The following is a 21,669-nucleotide window of genomic DNA, read 5'->3' as shown; positions in this document are numbered from 1 at the left end:
GGCGCCCCGCGCGAGCCGCCATCATCACGATTGCATCCCCCAGCGTTGTACCGTATGGCGCTCGACGACGCGGAAGATCAGGTTCTCCACGGCGAGGCCGATCAGGATCACGGTAAAGAGCCCGGCGAACACGTTCGCGATGTCGAGCAGATTCTTGTTTTCGTAGATGAACCAGCCGAGGCCGCCTGAACCCGAGCTCACGCCGAAAACGAGCTCGGCGGCGATCAACGTGCGCCACGCGAAGGCCCAGCCGATCTTGAGCCCGGTGAGGATGCTCGGAAACGCGGCCGGCACGAGAATCTTCATGACGTAGCGCATGCCGCCGAGCCCGTAGTTGCGCCCCACCATTCGCAGCGTATTGCTGACGGACTTGAAACCGGAATGGGTATTCAGTGCGACGGACCACGTCACCGAGTGGACGAGCACAAATACGAGGCTGCCGTTGCCGAGCCCGAACCAGATCAGCGACAGTGGCAACAGTGCAATGGCCGGCAACGGGTTCAGCATCGACGTCATTGTCTCCAGGAAATCGGTGCCGATGCGCGACGTGATCGCGGTGGCCGTCAGAATCGCGGCCAGTACGACGCCGCACGCGTATCCGATCAGGAGAACGTGGATCGATGCCCATGCTTTGCCTGGCAGCTCGCCGCTTGCAATGCTGCTCACGAACGCCTGCACCGTGGCGCTGAACGTCGGAAAAAGCAGCGCGTTGTTGAGGGTGCGTCCGTACCATTCCCAGATCAACGCGAGCACGACGAGGATGAAGACCTTGCGCACCCATCCCTGGTTGTAGAGACGCTCAAGCGGCGACAGCGGCTTTTCGACGACGCTGAACTGCTGAGCGCTGCTGGGCTCCCGCACGATCTCGCCGCGAGAAGGGGGCGACATGTTGGCCATGGCGGGCGTGCCGTTGCGCGCGGTGGTGGCATCAGACATGTTCGGCCTCCTTGATTTCGTCGTCGAACAGCATTTGCTGGATGCGCGTCTCGAGCGCCGCGGCCGATTCCGCCGTATCGGCCGTGTTGAGCTCGGCCTTGACCTGACCCGGGTGCGGCGACAGCAGCAAAATCCGGCTGCCGATCTTGATGGCCTCCGGTATCGAATGCGTGACGAACAACACCGTGAATCGGGTGTCTTGCCACAGCGCCATCAGTTCATCCTGCATCTTGCGGCGAGTCAGGGCATCGAGCGCCGCAAACGGTTCATCCATGAGCAGAATGTCGGGCTCCATGGCCATGCCGCGGGCGATCGCCACACGCTGCTTCATTCCGCCCGATAGCGTATGCGGGTAGCTGTTGGCGAACTTCGTCAAGTTCACCTTGTCGATGTAATGCAGCGCGCGCTCCTGAGCTTCGCGCGGACTCAACCGCAACGCGGACTCCAACGGAAACATCACGTTCTGCCTGACGGTTTTCCAGGGCAGCAGCTGGTCGAACTCCTGGAAGACCATCATCCGGTCCGGCCCCGGCTTCGTTACCGCTTTGCCCTTCAGAACGATCGAGCCTTCCGTCGGCGTCAGGTAGCCGCCCACGCTCTTCAGCAACGTGGACTTACCGCAACCGGACGGGCCGAGCAGGACGAAACGGTCGCCTTCGAAGACCTGAAAATCGACGCGATACGTCGCCATGACGAGGTGTTTCGGCGTCTTGTACTGCAGCGTGACCCCGCGCACATCGAGCAGCGGTGACGACAGAGCATCGGCACTCGATGACGCCTGGCCCGCCTGTTGACCTTGAAAACGCATGATCAGCTCCCCTGCAACGATTGGGCGGTCGGGAAGAACATGTCCTTCCACGATGCCGGAGTGGTCCGGATGAGCCCCGTGCGTGACATGAACGTCGCATACTTCATCGTATTGCTCGGCGTCGTGGTGAACTCGACGTTCGGATCCGCGATCATCTTCTCGATCTCGCCGACGTTGGTCTTCTCACCGCTCACGCGCAAATACAACAGCGCGGCCGCGTGCTTGTCGTCGCGGATCATCGTCTCGGCCTCATCGAGTGCGGCCATGAACGCCTTCACGATCTTCGGGTTCTGGTCATAGAACTTCGATGTGCACCAGACGAGATTGAAGGTTGAACGGCCGCCGAGCACGTCGTAAGAATTGAGCACCGTATGGATGTTCGGATGCGTGAGCTCCTGTTCCTGGAACGGCGGCGAACCGAAATGCGCGGTCACTTCGCTGTTTCCCGACAAAAGCGCCTGCTGGGCGTCCGGATGCGCGAGCGTCACCGTGTATTTGTCGAGCACGCCTGCGTTGCCTTCGCCGAACGCCTTTTGTGCGGCCATCTGCAGCGTGATCGCCTGAATCGAGACTTTCGCGGCCGGCAAGGCGATCTTGTCCCGATCGCTGAAGTCCTTGATCGTCTTCACCTTCGCATCGTTCGTGTTCAGCAAGAGCGGCATCGAATTGATCGCGGCCAACGCACGCACGGCCAGCGGCGTGTTGTGCGTGCGCGCCCATAGCAATACGAGCGGCGCGACGCCACCCGACGCGATCTGCAAGGAGTCCGAAAGAAGCGAATCGTTCATCACGTTGCCTCCCGCGAACTGGACCCAGGAGACCTTGAGGTTGGGCAATCCGAGTTGCGCCGCGTGCTTCTCGATCAGCTTCTGGTCCTGCATGATCATCAGCGGCAAATAGCTGATGCCGTATTGGCGCGCAACCTTGATTTCCGTCACGTCGGCCCTGGCCGGCGCACTGAGCGCGACCGCGCATACGGCAAGCGAGACGGTGAATAGTGAAACGACCTTGCGAAAGCTCATTGCTCGGCACTCCTCGCAAAAAAGGAACGTATGGCAAAGGGGTGAGACGCAAGAGGGAGGGCAAGGCGGCCGAACGTGCGAGAGTGAGCGCCCGCCTTGCCCGTGCGCTCATCCGGCCCGCAGCAAGTGCAGGATCGGGATGCGGCGACGGGAGGGGGAAGTGCGCATCGTGCTGTCTCCTTCGTGCCGGGCGCCTGACGTTCGGACGAACGTCGGGCCGGCTGTTCGTTCACCGATGAGCGATTGGGGCATGGGCCGCGCGACGGGTTGCGTTGACCTATGCGTGATTTAACTCATCTGTATGAGTTCGCAGTGTAGGTGATCGCTTAACCGATTGCAAATCGGGGAAAACCGGGTCTCGCAGCGAGGGCGAACCGGCGGAGTCAGCGCGGAATCGCTGGTGCCGCCTCCGGTGTCGCCGCCGCGTGCGCCGCCGCTCGCCCGCGTGACGACCGCGCCGAGTCCCGGCGGCATCAACTCGTTTCCTCGCGCGTAGTCGATGCGCCCATGTATTCGTATCGCTCGGTGTTGACGTGCGAAATGCGCACTTCAACGGGCGTATGGTGGTACGAATAGGCGATGCGGCGAACTTCGAGGAGCGGCGTACCGGTCGATACGCCCAACAACTCCGCCTCCATCTCGTCGGCCTTCGCCACGCGCAGGCGCTCGTCGGTGCCGACCACATTGATGCCGAAAGCGTCTTGATAGAAGTTGTAAAGCGTACTCGGCCGCTCGCGCAGCGCCTTCTCCGTCAATCCGGGAAAGCGCGATTCGGCCACCGCGATGTGATCGACGATGACGCTTTCGCCGTGCAGCGACAGCCGATTGACGAACGAGAAGACGCGCTCACCCGGCTCGATCCCGAGTGCCGAAGCGATTTCCCGGGACGCCTTCGTCCTTTTGAAACTGGCGAGACTGACCGTCGGATAAGTCTTGTCGCCGTCCTGGCGGACGATGCGGAAAAAGCGGAAGAAATGCCGGTCGCGCTGGTGCTGCGCCACGAACGTGCCGAGTCCCTGGTGGCGCACGAGAATGTTGTCCGCCACAAGCTCGTCGATCGCCTTGCGCAGTGTGCCGATGGACACGCCGAAGCGCTCGGCGAGGCGCTTTTCGGACGGTATTGCTTCCCCGCCCTTCCATTCGCTCGCGGCAAGGGCAGCCAGCATCGCGTTCTTGACTTCCTTGTACCGCGTTCCGCCGATCGCGGACGTGGCGAGCATGATGGTATTCATTGCGACCTCTGATGCACTCGGTGTATTCGAAAACATTCTGTTGTTGCTGGCACTGGATTCTACTACCGCTCATCTGGCTCATCAAAGACATATAGATGATATGGTTGACACTGATGAACCTGCCGCCTAAGATGGTTTGCACGGAAAACGAACCGTGTCTTCAGGAGATCGAGGAGAACACCATGAACCAAACCGCAGCAGCCGCATCGGCCACACGGGCGTCGTCGTCGCCCGAGAAAAGAACGATCCATATCGTGCTGCACGAAGCGAAGGACACCGTCGGCGTCGCCGTCGTCGAGGGCATTCAGGCGGGCGATCGGCTCAACGCCTGGATCATGGATGACGACGAGATCGTCGCCGTGACGGCAAAGCAGGACATTCCCATCGGGCACAAGATCGCGCTGAAGGACATGGCGGTCGGAGACACCGTCTACAAGTACGGCGTCGATATCGGGCGCGTGGTCGCCCCGATCGCCGCGGGCGAGCACGCCCATGTTCACAACATCAAGACGAAGCGCTGGTAATACGCGCATGCCGCGCCGTCCTCGGGCGCGCGGCGACCGTCAATGTCCCCATCAAAGCGAGCATAGAGAACCGTCATGAGCGTGATCGACAGCAACACCACTTTCCGCGGCTATCGCCGCAGCAACGGCCGCGTCGGCGTGCGCAACCACGTCATCATCCTGCCTGTCGACGACCTGTCGAACGCGGCCGCGCTGGCAGTCGAAAACAACATCAAGGGCACGATGGCGCTGCCCCACCCCTACGGACGGCTGCAGTTCGGCGCGGACCTCGATCTTCACTTCCGTACGCTGATCGGCACCGGCTGCAATCCGAACGTCGCCGCCGTCATCGTCATCGGCATCGAGGAAGGCTGGACGAAGCGCGTCGTCGACGGCATCGCGAAATCGGGCAAGCCCGTCATGGGCTTCGGCATCGAGCTGCATGGGGACCACGACACGATCATGCGCGCCTCGAAGGCCGCCAAGGAGATGGTTCAGTACGCGACTTCGCTCGAGCGCGAAACGTGTCCGATTGCCGATCTCTGGGTATCGACGAAGTGCGGCGAATCCGACACGACCTCGGGCTGCGGCTCGAACCCGACGGTCGGCAACGCATTCGACAAGCTCTACGGGCTCGGCACGACCCTCGTGTTCGGCGAAACCTCGGAACTCACGGGCGGCGAGCAGCTCGTTGCCGAGCGCTGCGCGAACGACGCGGTACGCGAGCGCTTTCAGTTCATGTTCGACCGCTATCAGGACATGATCAATCGCTGGAAAACGGACGACCTCTCGGAGTCGCAACCGACGAAGGGCAATATCGCCGGCGGGCTGACGACCATCGAAGAAAAGGCGCTCGGCAACATCCAGAAGATCGGCAAACGATGCAAAGTCGATGGCGTACTCGACAAGGCGGAAACGCCGACGGGATCCGGCCTTTGGTTCATGGATTCGTCGTCGGCGGCGGCCGAGATGGTGACGCTGTGCGCGGCATCGGGCTTTGCCGTCCATTTCTTCCCGACCGGCCAGGGCAACGTCATCGGCAATCCCATTCTTCCTGTCATCAAGATCTGCGCGAATCCGCGTACCGTGCGCACGATGTCCGAGCACATCGACGTCGATGTCTCGGGCCTGCTGCAGCGCGAGCAGAACCTCGACGAGGCCGGAGACAAATTGCTCGAAGCGATGCTGGCCACGGTCAATGGCCGATGGACCGCCGCCGAGACGCTCGGGCATCGAGAGTTCGTGCTCACGCGTCTCTTCGAAAGCGCCTGAGCCTTGGACGCGGCGCCGCCGCCGTGCGGATCATAAGGAGTGCGAAGGAAACGCCGCTCCGCACGGCAAGCCTCCATTTTCCCGATGGGGTCATTCGGGCTTGCGGGCCGCGCCGCGTGAGACAGTGACGCCGTATCAAAGCGGCGCCCGGCGGCATGCGCTGTCCGGGCCGGCTTTCGCCGGCCCCTGCGTGAACGCGCCACCCCTATCAGCCAGCAGCAGCGAGTGGAGGAGACACCATCTTGCGCATGCTCAAAAGCCTTTACGTTCAGGTTCTCATCGGCCTTGCGGCCGGCATCGTCGTCGGCTACCTCCTGCCCTCCACGGGCGTGACGATGAAACCGCTCGGCGACCTCTTCATCCGGCTCATCAAGATGCTGGTCACACTGGTTATCTTCTGCACCGTCGCGCTCGGCATCGCACGCATGGAGAATTTGAAGCACGTCGGCCGCGTGGGACTCAAGACGATTCTCTACTTCGAAGCCATCACGACGCTCGCGCTCTTGATCGGACTCGTCGTTGCCAACGTGATGCATCCCGGTGCCGGTCTCGATATCGACCCTCGCACACTCGATGCGCACGCGATCAGCCACTATGAATCAGTGGCGCAGACGCAGGCATCGGGCGGTCTCCTCGAGGAGATCGTGCCGAACTCGGTCGTCGGCGCGTTTGCACGCGGCAATCTTCTGCAAGTGCTGCTCTTTTCCGTGCTGTTCGGCATCGCGCTGTCGATCATGGGCGAGAAGAGCCGTTTCCTCTCGAACGTCATCGAACAGTGCGGCGACGCGCTCATGCGCATCGTCGAGATGATCATGCGGCTCGCGCCGCTCGGTGCGTTCGGCGCAATGGCGTTCACGGTGGGAAAGTACGGCATCGGCACGCTGCAGCAACTGGGCCTGCTCATCGTCTGCTTCTACCTGACGAGCGTCCTTTTCGTCGCGCTCGTGCTCGGCACGATCTGCCGATGGGCCGGCATCGGGCTGTGGCCGCTCATTCGGTACCTGCGAGAAGAAATACTGATCGTGCTCGGCACGTCGACGACGGAGTCGGTGTTGCCGAGACTCATGGACAAGCTCGAAAAACTCGGCTGCCCCAAGTCCGTCGTGGGGCTCGTGTTGCCCACGGGCTACTCGTTCAACCTCGACGGCGCCGCCATCTATCTGACGATGACATCGCTCTTCATCGCGCAGGCGACCGGCACGCATTTGACGCTCCCGCAGCAGATCGGTCTGCTCGCCATACTCATGGTGACGTCGAAGGGCGGCGCGGGTGTAGCTGGTGCCGCGCTCGTCGCACTCACGGCCACGCTGTCGACGCATAACATCATTCCCGTGGCCGGCATCACGCTGATTCTCGGCGTCGATCGGATACTCAACGAGGTTCGCGCCCTCGTCAACCTGATCGGCAATGCCGTCGCGACGATCGTCGTGGCCCGCTGGGAGGGCGTTTTCGACGTGCACATGGCACGCGAAGTGTTGTCCGCCCCGCGCGTTGGCGTCGATGAGGAGAAGGCAGCCGCCCGCGACGCGCGGACCGAGGCGACTCGCGAGCTGAAGATGCCCTCCATCGCCCGGAGGAACATCAATTGAAGAAAATCGTCATCAGCGAGTTCATGGACGGTTCGGCGATCGAGTCGCTGTCGCGTCAGTTCGACGTGCATGCGGATCCCGCACTCGTCGATGACCCTCCGCGCCTGCTGGCTTGCCTGAAGGACGCCGACGCCCTGATCGTGCGCAATCGCACGCAGGTCACGCGGGCGTTGCTCGGCGCCGCGCCGCGACTCGTCGCCATCGGAAGACTCGGCGTCGGGCTCGACAATATCGATGTCGACGCCTGCGCGGCGCGCGGCGTGGCTGTCTTGCCGGCGACGGGCGCCAACGCCCGCGCGGTGGCCGAGTACGTGATCGCCACCGCGATGCTGCTTTTGCGCGGCGCCTATACGTCGAGCGATGTGGTCGCCGCGGGCGCATGGCCGCGTGCGGCCCTGTCCAATGGGCGCGAGGCCGCGGGCAGCACGCTTGCGATCATCGGGTTTGGCAGTATCGGCCAGCTTGTCGCCAGCCTCGCCAATGCGATCGGCATGACGGTCATCGGTTACGATCCGGCTCAGCCGCCAGACGCGCCGTGCTGGGGCACGACGGGCGCTCGCCCGGTGCCGCTCGACGAGGCGCTGCATGCCGCCGACGTCGTCACGCTCCATATGCCGCTCACGAATGCCACGCGCAATCTGCTGGACGCTATGCGACTTGCACTGCTGCCGTCGCACGCGATTCTCATCAATACGTCGCGCGGAGGCATCGTCGATGAAGCGGCGCTCGCGTCCGCGCTGCGCGAAGGCCGACTCGGCGGCGCGGCACTCGACGTGTTCGCTCGAGAGCCGCTCGAAAGCGGCTCGGTCCTTGCGGACGTGCCGAACCTCATTCTGACGCCGCATATCGCCGGTCTAACCGCCCAGTCCAACGCGCGTGTGAGCACGCTCGTCGCTTCGCGGGTCGCGCAAGCGCTCGGCGACGATGCGCATACGCCGCGCTGATGTCATAACCCTTGCTGCAAAGGAGCCTCCGAATGACACGCATTTCGCCTGCCGAGCTGACCGAGCTCGCCACGCGCGCGCTCGAGGCCGCGGGCGCACGCAGCGATACAGCGACCGCGACCGCCAACGCCCTCGTCTATGCCGATTTGCATGGACTCTCCTCGCATGGCGTCTCGCGATTGCCGATGTACGTCGCGCAGTTGCGCAACGGACGCGTCGATCCCGAGGCCGTGGCCGCCATCGTCTCGTCGCGCGGCGCCGCTGTGCTCGTCGATGCCGCGGATGGGATGGCCTACCCCGCTTGCGCGCTCGCCGTCTCCACGGTCATCGAACGTGCGCGCGAGTATGGCAGCGCGGTCGCCAGCGTCACGCGCAGCCATCACTTCGGCGCGGGCGCATGGCACCTCGAAGCCATTGGCGCAGCCGGCATGGTCGGCCTCGCATTCACTAACTCGCCCGCCGCGATGCCGGCCGAGGGTGGCCGGCATGCGATCTTCGGCACGAATCCGATTGCCGCGGTCTTTCCGCGCCGACGCGCGGATCCGTTGATAATCGATTTGTCGCTCTCGCAAGTGGCGCGCGGCAAGATCATGGTCGCGGCTCAGGAAGGCAAGCCGATCCCGCAGGGATGGGCGACGACGCGCGACGGACTGCCGACCACCGATGCCAAAGCCGCGCTCGACGGCATGATGTTGCCCTTCGGCGGCGCGAAAGGCGCGATGCTCGCGCTCATCGTCGAACTGCTGTCCGCCGCGTTGGCCGGAGCGAATTTCGGCTATGAAGCCGGTTCTTTTCTGACCGCGGACGGCGCTCGCTCGCGCATCGGCCATCTTTTCTGGGCGATCGATCCCAACGCGCTCGCGGGTAATGAGGCTTATCTTTCCCGCGTCGAGGCTTTGGTCGAGCAAATGCTCGTCGACTCCGATGTCCGTCTGCCGGGCGAGCGCCGCCGCAACCTGGCTCGATCGGCGCGGCGTGACGGCATCGACATTCCCTCTGCGTTACTCGAGCGGCTGCGCGGTATCGCGCGGGGCGACTGAGCAAGGAGATCAGCCGCGCCCCGCCAGTCAGAGACGGTAAACACGCTCGGCATTGTCGTGAAACAGCGCGCGTCGCTCGCTCGGCGAGAAACCCTTCGTAATGGATTTGAACGCGTTGAATATGTCGTCATAGCTGCTGAAAAGCTTGTCGACGGGGAAGTTGCTCGCGAACATGCAGCGCTCCACCCCGAACGCCTCGATCGCGTGCAGCACGAATGGGCGAATACTGTCGACGGTCCATTTCCAGTCGCCCATCCCCAGCCCCGAGATCTTGCATGAGACGTTGGGCGCTGATGCCAGCAGCTTCATGCCCCGCTTCCACGCTTCGATTTCCTCGGATGCGCGATCGACCGGCATGCCCGTGTGGTTGAGCACGATCGGCGTGTTCGGAAAATCGCGCGCGAGCGCGACCGCCTCTTCCATTTGTGTGTAATAGAGCTGCAAATCGAACGACAGGTCATAGCGCTCGAGCAATGCATACCCGCGCCGCCAGCGGCTGTCGCTCATCAGATGGGGGTTGTCGATGAACGTTTTGACCGGATCCCGATGAAAATTCAGGCATTGGCGAATGCCTCGTACATTCGGAAACTCGCAGTGCGCCTCGATCACCGCTTGCACATTGTCTGAAGCGAGGTCGGCGAAGCCTACGATGCCGTGCGGGTAGCCATGCTTGTCCCCCACGCTCTGCAGCCATCGCGTCTCCGCGACGGGATCGTTATGGTCGTACTCCACCTGCAGGTGAACGGTCTTCACCACGTTCTGGTTCTTGATGTCGGCCAGGAAGTCTTCGATAAGATAGTCTTTGCGTATTGCCGAATAATCGCCGAACACGCGCTCGAGCATCGGCCCCTGCAACCACGGGTAGTTGCCGGTCTCGAGATCGTAAAGATGGTGATGCGGGTCGATGATGGGCAGGTTGTCCACGGGTGTCTCCAATCTCGTCAATTCATATTCATCGGGCGAAAGCATCAATAGCTGCCGGCCGCGGGCGGGTAGACTCGCTTGAGCTTAGCCTGCGCATCGGGTTGATCGATCGTCTCCTGCGTCACGAGCGGCTCCTTCAAAGCAAGTTCCTGCGTGGTCGCCTTGTGGTTCAGCGCATTGAAGACCTGCGTCGTCGCATCGATACCCTGTCCGACCGCTTCTTGAAGGAAGATCCCCTGAATCGAACCATCGCGCAGCAGGTGGATCGTCGTCGGGCTGCCATCGGCGGTCACGACGGCCACCTTCCCTGTGAGACCTCTCGTTTGCAGTGCCTTGGCCGCACCGATTGCGGCTTCATCGTACATACCGTAGATCGCTTTCACGTCCGGGTGCGCCGTAAGCACATCGTTGGCTTGTGTAATCGCCTCGTTAACGGTCAGGCCGTGCGTCTGCAGCACTTGAACGAGATCGCAACCGTCGGCCTTGAATGCCTCCTGCGCCCCTTTCATGTACTTCTGCGCATTCTCGCGGTCCAACGGCAGCGACAGCATGGCGATCTTGTTGCCGCCGCGCGCCTTCGCCAATTTGCAGGCGTACGCGCCTTCGGCCTTGCCCGTTTCATAGTTGTTCGCCGTAACGGCCGACGTGAAGTCCGTTTGTCCGGCCTGCGGCCCGATTCCCGCGAACGCGATCGGCACGGATTTCTCCTTCAGCAGGCGCAGTACGGGCGGCGTGCTGGTGGAACTGACGGGCCCCATGACGATCGCGCTCACCCCGCGCGTCAAAGCGGTATGGACGTTGTCCATCTGCTTCGCGGGCGAGTTCTCCGATGTGAATTCGACATAGTTCATACCGAGTTCCTGAGCGCGCTGCTTCACGCCGTATGCAACCCACTGCCAGTATGAGATATCCAATGACGGTGCGATATAGGCCACTGTCTGCTTCGCCTGCGCAAAACACGTTTGCGATAAGGCGGCGGAAGCCATCAATAGCGCAGCCGCGATCATCCTTCCCCACGGCTTTCCCAATTGGCCGGCTTGGTTCGTAGTCGTGATGCTCATGCTTGTCTCCTTGTACCTCGTTGATGCGGCTTTAGCGCCGTGCCTTGGTGATGCGGTCGACCAGCACCGCGATGAGAATGACGATCCCGGTGACGGTGCCTTGCCAGAAGCTGTTCACACCGATCAGGTTTGCGCCGTTCTGAATGATGGTGATCATCAGCGAGCCGAGCAGCGCGCCTATCGCGGAGCCTGTGCCGCCGAAGAGGCTTGCGCCGCCGATCACGACAGCGGCAATGGCCTGCAACATCAGGCTCGAGCCTGCCGTCGCTTCCGCATTGCTGACGTACGAGACGCTGACGATGCCCGCGAAAGACGCCAGTAGCCCTGATAGCAGATAGGCCGTCAGCCGCACGCGATTGACGGGAATGCCGATAACGCGTGCCGAGGAACTGCTGCTGCCGACGGCATAAAGCCAACGGCCAGCCACGACCTTGCGCAAGGAGAACTCGATCGCGACGAGCAGGAGCCCGCACCAGAGCAGATAGTTCGGCAGTCCGAGAACGAGCGTGCCTGAGTTCAGCAACCAATAGTTCGGATCCGAAATCGGCAGCGAATTGCCGTTCGTGACGATGAACGAAAGGCTCCCCGCAATCGCGTAGGTGCTCAGCGTCACGACGAACGGCGCGAGTCCGACGAAGGTGACGAGCGCACCGTTGATCAAGCCGATGACGACGCCGACGGAAAGCCCCGCCGCGCTGCTTGCGATCGCGCCATATCCGTGCGCCATGGCGAGGCCTGTCACCATGCCCGTCAACGAAAACACGGAGCCGACGGAAAGATCGATACCGCCCGTAATGATGATGAGCAGCACGCCGAAGGACATGATGACGAGCGGCGCCGCCGCCTGCGTGACGTTCCCGATATTGCCGCCCGACAACGCTGCGGGGACCACCATGCCGACGGCCAACTCGACGATCACGATGGCGATCGCGATCGCAATTTCGGTACGGTATGTCGACAGTGAGCGGCGAAGCCAGCCGCCAGGTTTACCGGGTTCGGTCGTGATCGGTTGCGTGACTGACTTCATCATTGTCTCCAGAGGGAAATGCATGCTCGCGGCACATCGCGCGCTGTATTCAGGCGGCCATGCCCGTGGCGTTCGCGAGCGCGGCTTCATTCACTTGCCCATCGCGCAGCACGCATGTCGGCTTTCCATCGAGATCGAATGCAAGCACCGTCTCACAGAGTTCGGCCAATTCGATGTATTCCGTCGACCACCAGATCACGGCGGTCCCTTGCGCCGCCATCTTTCGAATCAACGCGTAGATCTCGCGTTTGGTGCGGATGTCCACGCCACGTGTCGGCTCCTCGAGCACTAGGAGCTTGGGCTTGAGCGCGAGCCAGCGCGCAATGAGCAGCTTTTGCTGCGTGCCGCCGCTCAATGTAGAAGGCAAATCCCAGAGCGAGCGCGCCCGTATGTTCAAGGCTTCGATCAGGCGCGTGCCCTCTCGAAGTTCATCGTTGCGCGCGACGCCTCGACGTTCGACGATGCGCCGCGCCGCCATGAGGTTGTCGATGATCGGCAACGTTGCGAGGATGCCCTTGTTCGAGCGATCGCCCGATACGAAGCCGATACCGGCGCGCGCCGCCGCCGCAGGGCTCCGGTATCTCACCGGGGCGTCATTGCGTTTGACGTCCCACGTGTGCTGAGCAGCGAGCCCGGTCAATGCATCGATGAGCGCGGCAGGGCCTGTCGGCGCCCCAGCGAGTCCCACGATCGTTCCCGGCTGGATCGTCACGCCGATGCCCGCGTGATGGATGGCGATGACATCGCCTTGCGCCCCACTCGTTTCCTTTTGCACCGCCCGGCGGCCGCCGTCGCTCCCGGCCTCCGCACGAGCTTCCGCCGTTGTGCTCTGCCCCATGCATTCGATGATCTCGCGATCCGTGATCGCGTTGAGCGCAACGCGGTCGATCGCCGTCTTGCCGTCGCGGATGATCGTGCAGACGTCGGCGATCTGCCGAATCTCGCGCATTCGGTGCGAGACGAACAGGACGGCCAGCCCCGTGCCGGCTACGAGCCGGCGGATGACGGCAAAGAGTCGCCCCGTCTCCGCGGCGGTCAGGTTCGCCGTCGGCTCATCGAGCAGCAGCAGCTTTGCACCGGAGCCCAGCGCACGCGCGATCTCGACGAGTTGCCGCTCGTGCAACGTCAGGTCGCCGACGAGACGCCCGACCGATTCGCGTGCGAAATGCGGGTCGATCAGCGACAGCGCTTCAATTGCAATCGCCGCCGAAGCACGCTCGCTATAGCTCTGCGTCGCACGCCGCAAGCGTGGGATCGCGATGTTCTCGGCGACGGATAGATGCGGCAGTAGCGCCAATTCCTGGTTCACAACTGCAATGGCGCCCGCGTCGACATGCGCGGCTACGGAAGCACCGACCGTATCTCCATCGAACTCGAGCGTGCCGGCATCGCGCTCATGCTGGCCCGAGACGATCTTGATGAAAGTCGACTTGCCGGCACCGTTGCCGCCGAGAAAAGCGTGCACCTCGCCTTGGGCGATGGAGAGGTCGAAGCCCTTCAATACAGTCGTCGGGCCGAAGCTCTTCACGATCGAGCGCGCGGATAACAGGTAGGGCTGCGGAGCCATCTCGACTCTCTCCCGATGGGATGATGATTTGCGAGCCTCACGCATGCGAGGTCGCGCGATATGTCTGAGCGGGGAACATGAACGGCACATCGGCGAGCCAGGGGCCGTCTTCCGTCGCGGAAGGCGAGGCGCACCGCGTGGCCCGGCCCGTCTAGCGTTTTTTGTGCGGCACCGTTCGCGCCGCGGAAGGGAAAAACGGATAATGCATCGATGTCTCCTGCGCAGTTGTGCGCTGCGTCATTCGGTATAGGGCGGATGCCGAAATAGCTTCCCGCCTGCACGATCGCTTCCGCGGCTGGATGCTCGAAGGTCGTGCGCTTGTCGACAGAATGGCAGCCACGACCGCGCGAAAGCAATGCGGTTTTCTTCAACTGCGACTGAAAAAAATTTCACGATGCGTATCCCACCGCTCAAGGCCATCATCGCGTTCGAAAGCGTCGCCAGAACGAAAAGCGTCAATCGCGCGGCCGAGGAACTCGGCTTGACTGCTTCGGCGGTGAGCCATCAATTGAGCAATCTCGAATCGATCATCGGTCAGCCGTTGTTCCAGCGCTCGGGGCGCGGACTCGTGCTGACACAGACGGGCGAGCGCTATCTCTCCGATGTGACCGGCTCGCTGGCCGAGCTCAGCCGAGCCACGGAGCGAGCCTCGAGCCGCAAGGAAGTCGACATCTTGCGCGTGCATTCGAGCCCGAGCTTCGGCCTGATGTGGCTGCTGCCCCGCCTGTCGTCGTTCCAGGAAGCCAACGGCGACATTCAGCTCAATCTCGCCTGCTCGTACGAAGACATTTCCTTTTCGAACGGCTATTACGACGTCGACATCCGTCACGGATACGGCAACTGGAGCAACCTGGAAGTCAGGACGATCCGCGGCGAGTACATCGCGCCGCTCGCTTCGCCTGCCTATCTCGAGCAGCATCCTGTCCGAACACCGGCTGATCTGCTCGCCCATCGCCTGATCTACTCCGAGACACCGCTCGTGCAATGGAAGCAGTGGTTCGGCAGGACCGGGGTTGCCGCCGTGCAGAAAACGTTCGACTTTTCGTTCGATCGCTCGTACATGTCGATCGAGACAGCAGCGCTCGGCCTTGGCATCGCGCTGGAAAGCCTCATGCTTGCGTCCGTGAAGATCAAGGAGGGTTTACTTGTTCCTGTCTTCGACGAGACGTACGCGGTCGAGGTCGGCGCGCACCATCTCGTTTACCCGAATCAAAATGCCGATCTGCCACGCGTCGAACGCTTTCTCGCCTGGATGGAGCGCGAGGCATCCGCAAAGCCTTAGCGCCCCTTTCCCTTCACATAGCGAATCCGCAGCACTCGGCGTTAGGGCTTTCTCATCAGGGAAAACTCGAATCTCATCGGTCCGCGCAACGCTGCCGCGCTTCACCTGAATTTTTCTCAGCCATTGTTGAACGTTTCCGCGTTGTTTCGGTTGCCCCTTCGGCCAACACTACGGGCATCAATCAACACACAGGAGACAACCGATGTTGCTCGAGAAGAAGGTCATCATGGTCACCGGCGCCGCTTCACCCCGCGGCATCGGCAAGGCAACGGCAAAAGCGTTGGCCGCCCAGGGCGCACAGGTGGTAGTGATCGATCTGCGCAAGGAAGATGCGGAAGCGGCGGCCGCGGATCTCGGCAACGGGCATCTCGGACTCACCTGCAATGTGACCGATAAGACGGCTTGCTCATCCGCCGTCCGTGCGACGCTCGAACGGTATGGGCGAATCGACGGCCTCATCAACAACGCCGGCATCACGCAGCCCGTGCGCACGCTCGAGATCGGCGGCAAGGATTTCGATGCCATCGTCGACGTCAATCTGCGCGGCACGCTCTACATGTCGCAGGCCGTCATCCCAATCATGAAAGAGCAGAACGGCGGCAGCATCGTGTGCATGTCGTCGGTATCCGCGCAGCGTGGTGGTGGCATCTTCGGCGGGCCTCACTACAGTGCCGCCAAAGCGGGCGTGCTCGGACTCGCGAAAGCCATGGCCCGCGAGTTCGGCCCGAATCGAATTCGCGTCAACTCGATCACGCCAGGCCTGATCCAGACGGACATCACCGGCGATAAGCTCACGCCGGACATGCGAGCCGAGATCATCAAGGGCATTCCGCTCGGCCGGCTCGGCGACGCAGCCGACGTGGCCAACGCATGCCTCTTCCTCGTCAGCGACCTCTCGACCTACCTGACCGGCATCACGCTCGACGTCAATGGCGGCATGCTGATTCACTGAAGACGCGGCCGCGCTCGCGCGGCATTCACTACCGAAACCCGGATCAACACGGGCATAGGGCTCGCGGTCACCGCGCGGGAGCACCCGCGGCGGACAGCCCGCAGCCAACAGGAGACAACAATGAAATCCACCTACCCAGCGTCCCCCGCCACGGACGATGCGATCGCTCGCGGCGACTCGCCGAGCTTCGAGGCACGAACCTACGCCAAGGTCAGCCGCAGGATCATTCCGTTCCTGATGCTCTGCTACCTCGGCGCCTATCTCGATCGCGTGAACGTGGGCTTCGCGAAATTGCAGATGCTGAACGACTTGCGATTCAGCGAAACCATCTACGGAATGGGCGCGGGAATATTTTTTCTCGGCTACTTCCTGTTCGAGGTACCGAGCAACGTCATTCTTCACAAGGTCGGCGCGCGCAAGTGGCTCGCGCGGATCATGCTGACATGGGCGGTCATTTCCGCGAGCTTCATATTCGTCAAATCGCCGACGGCCTTCTATGCCCTTCGCTTCCTGCTCGGTGTCGCGGAGGCGGGCTTTGCGCCTGGCGTGATTCTTTATTTGACGTACTGGTACCCGAGCGCACGCCGCGCCAAGGCATTGTCGATCTTCTTCATGGCGATTCCGCTCGCGGGCATACTCGGCGGGCCGCTCTCCGGATGGATCTTGCATTCGCTGCAGGGCGCCATGTCCATGGCCGGATGGAAGTGGCTTTTCCTTCTCGAAGCTTTGCCGTCGCTCGTGCTCGGTGTCGCGATTCTGCTCTATCTCGACGACGGTATCGCCAGCGCGAAATGGCTCGACGACGCGGAAAAAAGATTGCTCGCACGCAACGTCGAGGGCGACAACGCGCACAAGACCGCGCATGCTTCGATCAAGGCATTCATCGGCGATCGCCGCTTGTGGCTCCTGGCCGCGATCTATTTCTGCGTGGTGCTCGGTCAGTACGGGTTGACGTTCTGGCTGCCGACCATCATCCGCAAGGCTGGCGTATCCGATGCGCTATGGGTTGGCATCTTTACGGCGATCCTCTACCTCTGCGCGATCGTCGCGTTGCCGCTGGTCGGCATGAGCGCCGATCGTCTGCGCGAGCGGCGCTTTCACCTCGCAATTCCGATGCTCGTCTCGGTGGCCGGCTTCGCGACGTTACCGCTGCTTGGCAGCGTCGGCGCATCGATCGTGTGTCTCAGCATCGCCTCGGCCGGCATCCTCGCGTCGTCGTCGCAGTTCTGGTCGCTCCCGACGGCCATGCTCGGCGGCGTATCGGCTGCCGCCGGCATCGCGGCCGTCAATTGCTTTGCCAATCTCGCCGGCTTCTTCTCGCCGGCCATCGTCGGCTGGCTCAACGACCTGACGGGCAAATCGACCGCCGGCCTCATCTTCATCTCGCTGGCCGTGGCGCTGGGCGCGCTGCTCGTGTTCCTGGTCCCCGCAAAAACGGTCAACCGCTGAAAGGCCGAAAGTCTTTCGATATCAAAGGAGTCTTAGATGGACAACGTAGCGATTTCCGAGGATGTCTCGCTCGCCGAGCGTGCGTATCGGATACGAAGGAACGCATTGCTGATGGGCGAAGTCCAGGGCCAGGGCTATATTGGCCAGGCGCTCGACATTGCGGATGTCCTGGCCGTCGCCTATTTCGGCGCAATGCGTTATCGACCGCAGGATCCCGAATGGGAGGGCTGTGACCGCTTCCTGCTGTCGAATGGGCATTATGCGATCGCGCTCTACGCGGCACTCTTCGAAGCGGGCATTCTGCCCGCCGATGAACTCGAAACCTATGGGAGCGACGACAGCCGCCTTCCGATGTCCGGCATGGCGAGCTATACGCCCGGCATGGAGATGTCTGGCGGCTCCCTTGGCCAGGGCCTCACGATAGCGGTCGGACGTTGTCTCGGATTGAAGCGCAAGGGTTCCGACGCATTCGTCTATACCCTCTTTTCCGATGGCGAACTCGACGAAGGCGCGATCTGGGAAGGCATCATGTCCGCCGCGCACTGGAAGCTCGACAACCTTATCGCCATCGTCGACGTCAACAATCAGCAGGCCGATGGCCCGTCCACGCAGATCATGGCGTTCGAGCCGCTCGTCGAAAAGATGGAAGCGTTCGGCTGGTACACGCAGCGCGTGGACGGCAACGACATTGAATCGGTCAAGCGCGCGTTTGACAACGCGCGCGGTCACGCCAAGCCGCAACCGCGCATCATCGTCTGCGATACGAAGATGGGTCGCGGCGTACCGTTCCTCGAACAACGCGAGAAGAACCATTTCATCCGCGTCGATGCGCACGAGTGGCAGCTCGCGCTCGAAGCACTCGAAGCCGGGAGGCAAGCATGAGCACCATCGAGAAAAAGCCCCGCCTGAAAACGTCCGCGATGATCGCGTCGATCGCGGCGGAAGGACAGGCCACACGTTCGGCGCCGTTCGGACACGCGCTAGTCGAATTGGCGCGCACGAAGGCGAACGTGATCGGCATGACGGCCGACCTCGGCAAATACACGGACCTCCACATCTTCGCGAAGGCGTTCCCCGAGCGCTATTACCAGATGGGGATGGCCGAGCAGTTATTGATGGGCGCCGCGGCAGGCTTCGCGCATGAAGGTGCGCAACCTTTCGTGACGACCTACGCGGTGTTCGCGACGCGGCGCGCATACGACTTTATCCATCAAACCATCGCCGAGGACAACCTCGACGTGAAGATCGTCTGCGCGCTGCCGGGCCTGACGACCGGTTACGGTCCCAGTCATCAGGCAGCCGAAGATCTCGCACTGATGCGTGCAATGCCGAACATGACGGTGATCGATCCGTGCGATGCGCTCGATATCGAGCAAATGGTGCCCGCGATCGCGGCCCACCAGGGTCCGGTCTACGCGCGTCTCCTGCGCGGCAACGTTCCCGCGGTGCTGGACGAGTACGACTACCGCTTCGAGCTCGGTAAAGCCAAGCTCCTGCGCGGCGGCAACGATGTCCTTCTGATCTCTTCCGGCATGTTGACGATGCGCTCGCTCGAAGTTTCCAAGGCCCTCGAGGCCGATCATGTGGACGTCGCCGTGCTGCATGTGCCGACAATCAAGCCGCTCGATACGGACACCATTCTGCGCGAGGCAAAGCGAAGCGGCCGCATGGTCGTGGTTGCCGAAAATCATACGGTGATCGGCGGACTCGGCGAAGCCGTCGCGCGCGAACTGCTGAGCGCGGGCGTCACGCCGACGTTCCGTCAGATCGCCCTACCCGACGAGTTTCTCGATGCGGGCGCGTTGCCCACGCTGCACGAGCGTTATGGCATCTCGACGGAAGTCATGTGTCAAACCATCAAGGGATGGCTCGCCTAAGCGGCTCAGTGATGGGCAACGAAAGGACGCCGCCGACCGCACTGCGGCCGGCGGCGTCATGCTCGATGCTCGAGCGAGACGGGCACGACGTGCCCAACTAGGCCGGAAAAGGCACTCCCGAGATGTCCGCGCAGATATCGATGAGACGATCCTGCAGCGCGGGATCATGCGCCTGTGGATTCGGCCGCATCCTTTTCAGATGGTAGAAATATGCCCCAGTGACATCGGCCTCTGGATCGCTCCCCTCGGCGAGCCAAGCCTGGGTCAGATGAGCTTGATTCATATCATCTGGTGCGCCCGAGCCACCCATCTTCGTCGGCACCCATCCGGGCTCGAGCGAATTCGAATGGACATCGGCCCAGTGTCGCGCTACGGCAAAAGCAAGCATCGCGTCATGAAGCTTGCTTTCGGCATAGGCTTGAGACCCGCTCCAGCGGCGCGTGCGCCAGAGTATGTCGTCGAGGTTCGCGTCGGCATGGTGATGCATGCCGGAGCTCAGATAGACGAGCCGCTTGGGCCGATCGATGAGCGCCGTCAGAATATAGGCCGACAACGTGTTGATGGCGAACACGTGCGGCAAGCCATCCGCCGTCAGCCGGTGACCTTCGCGATAGCCGACGGCGGCGTTGTGAATAACGGCGTCAAAGCGACCGAGCACATTGACTTGCGCACCTACCGCGCGCGCACCCGCGATGGTTTCAATGTCTCCCGTTACGACCGCCTCGGCCCCCGGCAACGCGAGCCGCGCCTCTTCGGCACGTTCGGCGTTGCGCGCATGAAGAACGACCTGATGCCCCCGGCTTGCCAGCAGTTGAGCCGCCATCAGGCCAAGGCCTGTCGATGATCCAGAAACGAATATGCGTGACATGAGATATCTCCCAAGCAGTGCCGGCGAACGACTGTTCGCGCCATGATTCCAAAATTCAGGATTTGTTGCTGCGAGCGTTGGCAACGAGCGCCGCGCCCGCAAGCGCGCAAGCGGTACCAAACAGATAGACAGCGGCGTAGCCGAATTGTCCAGCAATGCCGCCTGCGATGGGCCCCGAGATGCCGTAGGCGATGTCGAGAAACGCGACGAACGCCCCCATCGCGCTCCCCCGGTTGGCCGGGGGCACGCGCTTGAGCGCTTCCACACCGAGCGCTGGGAAGACCAGCGCGCAGCCGAGGCCCGTCACGACGGCGCCGGCAAACGCCACTGTCTCCGCGGGCGCGCCCCAAAGCATCACCTGACCGATCGCCTCGACCACCAGCGACCACAGTGCGACCTGATAGCCGCTCCTCCGGTCCGGCAACGAGCCGAACACCACGCGAACGAAGATGAAGCCGGCGCCGAACGCAGTCATGATCCAGCCTGCCCCACTCCACTGGCGCGCAGCAAAGTACAGCGAGGCGAAGGCCGTCAGCCCCGAGAGACCGACGCCTTGCAGCATCAGCCCGATGCCTTCGCGCAGAATCTGACCGATTACCCGGTAAAACGGCAGGCGCTCACCGGCCGGCGTCGTATAGGGCACCTCGCGCGCGGCGATGGCCGCCGACACGAGCGGCGCGACGATGCACGCAACCATGGCGGCCCGCAAGCCATAGTCGCGGTACAGCACCATACCGATCGGGGCGCCGACGGCAAGCGCGGCGAACATTGCGATTCCGGTCCATGACATCGACATACCCGCGCGCTGCGGGCCGACCGAGGCAATCGACCACGACACGCAACCGGTCACGAACTGGCTTTCCCCGAACCCCGCCGCCACGCGGCCAACGACAATGATGGCAAGGCTGGTAGCGGGTGGCAGTCCAGGCAATGCGGAGACAAGGTAGAGCAATCCGCCGAGCGCGCAGACCGCGGCGCCCTGCAGCGCGGACCGCTTGCCACCATGACGATCGGTCAACCGGCCGGCGTAACCGCGCGTCAGGACCGTGGCCAGGAACTGAATGCCGATCGCGAGGCCGACTATGAAATTGCTGAATCCGAGTTTCTCGTGGATGAAGAGTGGGATCACCGGCAGCGGCAACCCGACGCTGAGGTACCCGAAAAAGAGCGCCGCGATGACGCCCGGCGCCGGGCGGGGTAAAAGAGTCGATGTGGCCTTCGCTCGGCGCGCATCGCTCACAGCGAGTGCTGACATGACAGCCTCCATGAAATGCGGTTAGGGGAAGTGCGAGACGCCGGCCAACGGGCTTCGGCGT

Annotated in this window: 20 protein-coding genes; 10 read left to right on the top strand and 10 right to left on the bottom strand. The window is 62.5% G+C overall.

All coding sequences use genetic code 11. From position 1 onward, the window contains the following. Positions 1-24: 24 nt before the first annotated feature. The 4 genes from C9I57_RS19090 to C9I57_RS19075 all read right to left on the bottom strand — a co-directional run bounded on the left by C9I57_RS19090 (position 25) and on the right by C9I57_RS19075 (position 3,998). Positions 25-936, bottom strand: a complete 912-nt coding sequence (locus tag C9I57_RS19090; protein ID WP_107152203.1) for an ABC transporter permease — start codon at positions 934-936, stop codon at positions 25-27. Further along, on the bottom strand, positions 929-1,744 hold the full coding sequence (locus C9I57_RS19085; RefSeq protein ID WP_107152202.1) for an ABC transporter ATP-binding protein: 816 nt from the start codon (positions 1,742-1,744) through the stop codon (positions 929-931). Before C9I57_RS19085 ends, C9I57_RS19090 begins: the two co-directional genes overlap by 8 nt. Before the next feature lie 2 nt (positions 1,745-1,746). Beyond that, positions 1,747-2,766, bottom strand: coding sequence for an ABC transporter substrate-binding protein (locus C9I57_RS19080; RefSeq protein ID WP_107152201.1), 1,020 nt, complete (start codon positions 2,764-2,766; stop codon positions 1,747-1,749). A gap of 473 nt (positions 2,767-3,239) precedes the next feature. Next, positions 3,240-3,998, bottom strand: a complete 759-nt coding sequence (locus C9I57_RS19075; protein WP_107152200.1) for a GntR family transcriptional regulator — start codon at positions 3,996-3,998, stop codon at positions 3,240-3,242. Positions 3,999-4,252: 254 nt separating this feature from the next. On the opposite strand from C9I57_RS19075, the gene C9I57_RS19070 reads away from it, so the two are divergent. The 5 genes from C9I57_RS19070 to C9I57_RS19050 all read left to right on the top strand — a co-directional run bounded on the left by C9I57_RS19070 (position 4,253) and on the right by C9I57_RS19050 (position 9,346). Then, complete coding sequence (locus tag C9I57_RS19070; protein ID WP_020566528.1) at positions 4,253-4,522, top strand: UxaA family hydrolase; 270 nt, start codon at positions 4,253-4,255, stop codon at positions 4,520-4,522. Positions 4,523-4,597: 75 nt separating this feature from the next. Next, positions 4,598-5,773 carry a UxaA family hydrolase gene (locus tag C9I57_RS19065; protein WP_107152199.1) on the top strand — a complete coding sequence of 392 codons (1,176 nt, stop codon included), beginning with the start codon at positions 4,598-4,600 and terminating at the stop codon, positions 5,771-5,773. Positions 5,774-6,021: 248 nt separating this feature from the next. Further along, a complete protein-coding gene (gene dctA / locus C9I57_RS19060; RefSeq protein ID WP_107152198.1) occupies positions 6,022-7,362 on the top strand; it encodes a C4-dicarboxylate transporter DctA in 1,341 nt (446 codons plus the stop codon). Then, the gene (locus C9I57_RS19055; RefSeq protein WP_107152197.1) at positions 7,359-8,306 is read left to right on the top strand and encodes a hydroxyacid dehydrogenase; all 948 of its coding nucleotides are present in this window, start codon (positions 7,359-7,361) and stop codon (positions 8,304-8,306) included. The genes dctA and C9I57_RS19055 overlap by 4 nt, the downstream gene beginning before the upstream one ends. A gap of 32 nt (positions 8,307-8,338) precedes the next feature. Then, positions 8,339-9,346, top strand: coding sequence for an Ldh family oxidoreductase (locus tag C9I57_RS19050; protein WP_107152196.1), 1,008 nt, complete (start codon positions 8,339-8,341; stop codon positions 9,344-9,346). 27 nt (positions 9,347-9,373) lie between these two features. On the opposite strand, the gene C9I57_RS19045 is transcribed toward C9I57_RS19050, so the two are convergent. Genes C9I57_RS19045 through C9I57_RS19030 form a run of 4 tightly spaced genes read right to left on the bottom strand, consistent with a single transcriptional unit; the run spans position 9,374 to position 13,925 of the window. After that, positions 9,374-10,261: an amidohydrolase family protein gene (locus C9I57_RS19045; protein ID WP_219909894.1), complete on the bottom strand. Its 888-nt coding sequence runs from the start codon at positions 10,259-10,261 to the stop codon at positions 9,374-9,376. Between the two features lie 53 nt (positions 10,262-10,314). Next, positions 10,315-11,331 carry a substrate-binding domain-containing protein gene (locus C9I57_RS19040; RefSeq protein WP_258187725.1) on the bottom strand — a complete coding sequence of 339 codons (1,017 nt, stop codon included), beginning with the start codon at positions 11,329-11,331 and terminating at the stop codon, positions 10,315-10,317. A 31-nt stretch (positions 11,332-11,362) separates the two neighbouring features. Further along, positions 11,363-12,361: an ABC transporter permease gene (locus C9I57_RS19035; RefSeq protein ID WP_107152345.1), complete on the bottom strand. Its 999-nt coding sequence runs from the start codon at positions 12,359-12,361 to the stop codon at positions 11,363-11,365. 46 nt (positions 12,362-12,407) lie between these two features. Beyond that, positions 12,408-13,925 carry an ATP-binding cassette domain-containing protein gene (locus C9I57_RS19030; RefSeq protein WP_107152193.1) on the bottom strand — a complete coding sequence of 506 codons (1,518 nt, stop codon included), beginning with the start codon at positions 13,923-13,925 and terminating at the stop codon, positions 12,408-12,410. Between the two features lie 394 nt (positions 13,926-14,319). Between C9I57_RS19030 and C9I57_RS19025 the strand changes: the two genes are divergently transcribed. From C9I57_RS19025 to C9I57_RS19005, 5 genes are all read left to right on the top strand, one after another. After that, positions 14,320-15,207: a LysR substrate-binding domain-containing protein gene (locus C9I57_RS19025; RefSeq protein WP_107152344.1), complete on the top strand. Its 888-nt coding sequence runs from the start codon at positions 14,320-14,322 to the stop codon at positions 15,205-15,207. A 202-nt stretch (positions 15,208-15,409) separates the two neighbouring features. Further along, positions 15,410-16,159, top strand: coding sequence for an SDR family NAD(P)-dependent oxidoreductase (locus C9I57_RS19020; RefSeq protein ID WP_107152192.1), 750 nt, complete (start codon positions 15,410-15,412; stop codon positions 16,157-16,159). Positions 16,160-16,279: 120 nt separating this feature from the next. Next, entirely contained in the window at positions 16,280-17,608 is a 1,329-nt protein-coding gene (locus C9I57_RS19015; RefSeq protein WP_107152191.1) for an MFS transporter, read from the top strand. Between the two features lie 36 nt (positions 17,609-17,644). Then, on the top strand, positions 17,645-18,490 hold the full coding sequence (locus C9I57_RS19010; protein WP_107152190.1) for a transketolase: 846 nt from the start codon (positions 17,645-17,647) through the stop codon (positions 18,488-18,490). After that, entirely contained in the window at positions 18,487-19,485 is a 999-nt protein-coding gene (locus C9I57_RS19005; RefSeq protein ID WP_107152189.1) for a transketolase family protein, read from the top strand. Before C9I57_RS19010 ends, C9I57_RS19005 begins: the two co-directional genes overlap by 4 nt. Positions 19,486-19,582: 97 nt before the next feature. Here the strand turns inward: C9I57_RS19005 and C9I57_RS19000 are convergent, their stop codons facing one another. Continuing rightward, on the bottom strand, positions 19,583-20,353 hold the full coding sequence (locus C9I57_RS19000) for an SDR family oxidoreductase (RefSeq protein WP_107152188.1): 771 nt from the start codon (positions 20,351-20,353) through the stop codon (positions 19,583-19,585). 55 nt (positions 20,354-20,408) lie between these two features. Next, positions 20,409-21,608: an arabinose transporter gene (locus tag C9I57_RS18995; protein WP_107152187.1), complete on the bottom strand. Its 1,200-nt coding sequence runs from the start codon at positions 21,606-21,608 to the stop codon at positions 20,409-20,411. Positions 21,609-21,669 lie beyond the last annotated feature (61 nt).

The organism is Trinickia symbiotica (assembly GCF_003028655.1).
In the GTDB taxonomy this organism is placed as follows: Bacteria; Pseudomonadota; Gammaproteobacteria; order Burkholderiales; family Burkholderiaceae; genus Trinickia; species Trinickia symbiotica_A.
This window is presented reverse-complemented; position numbering and strand designations above follow the sequence as displayed.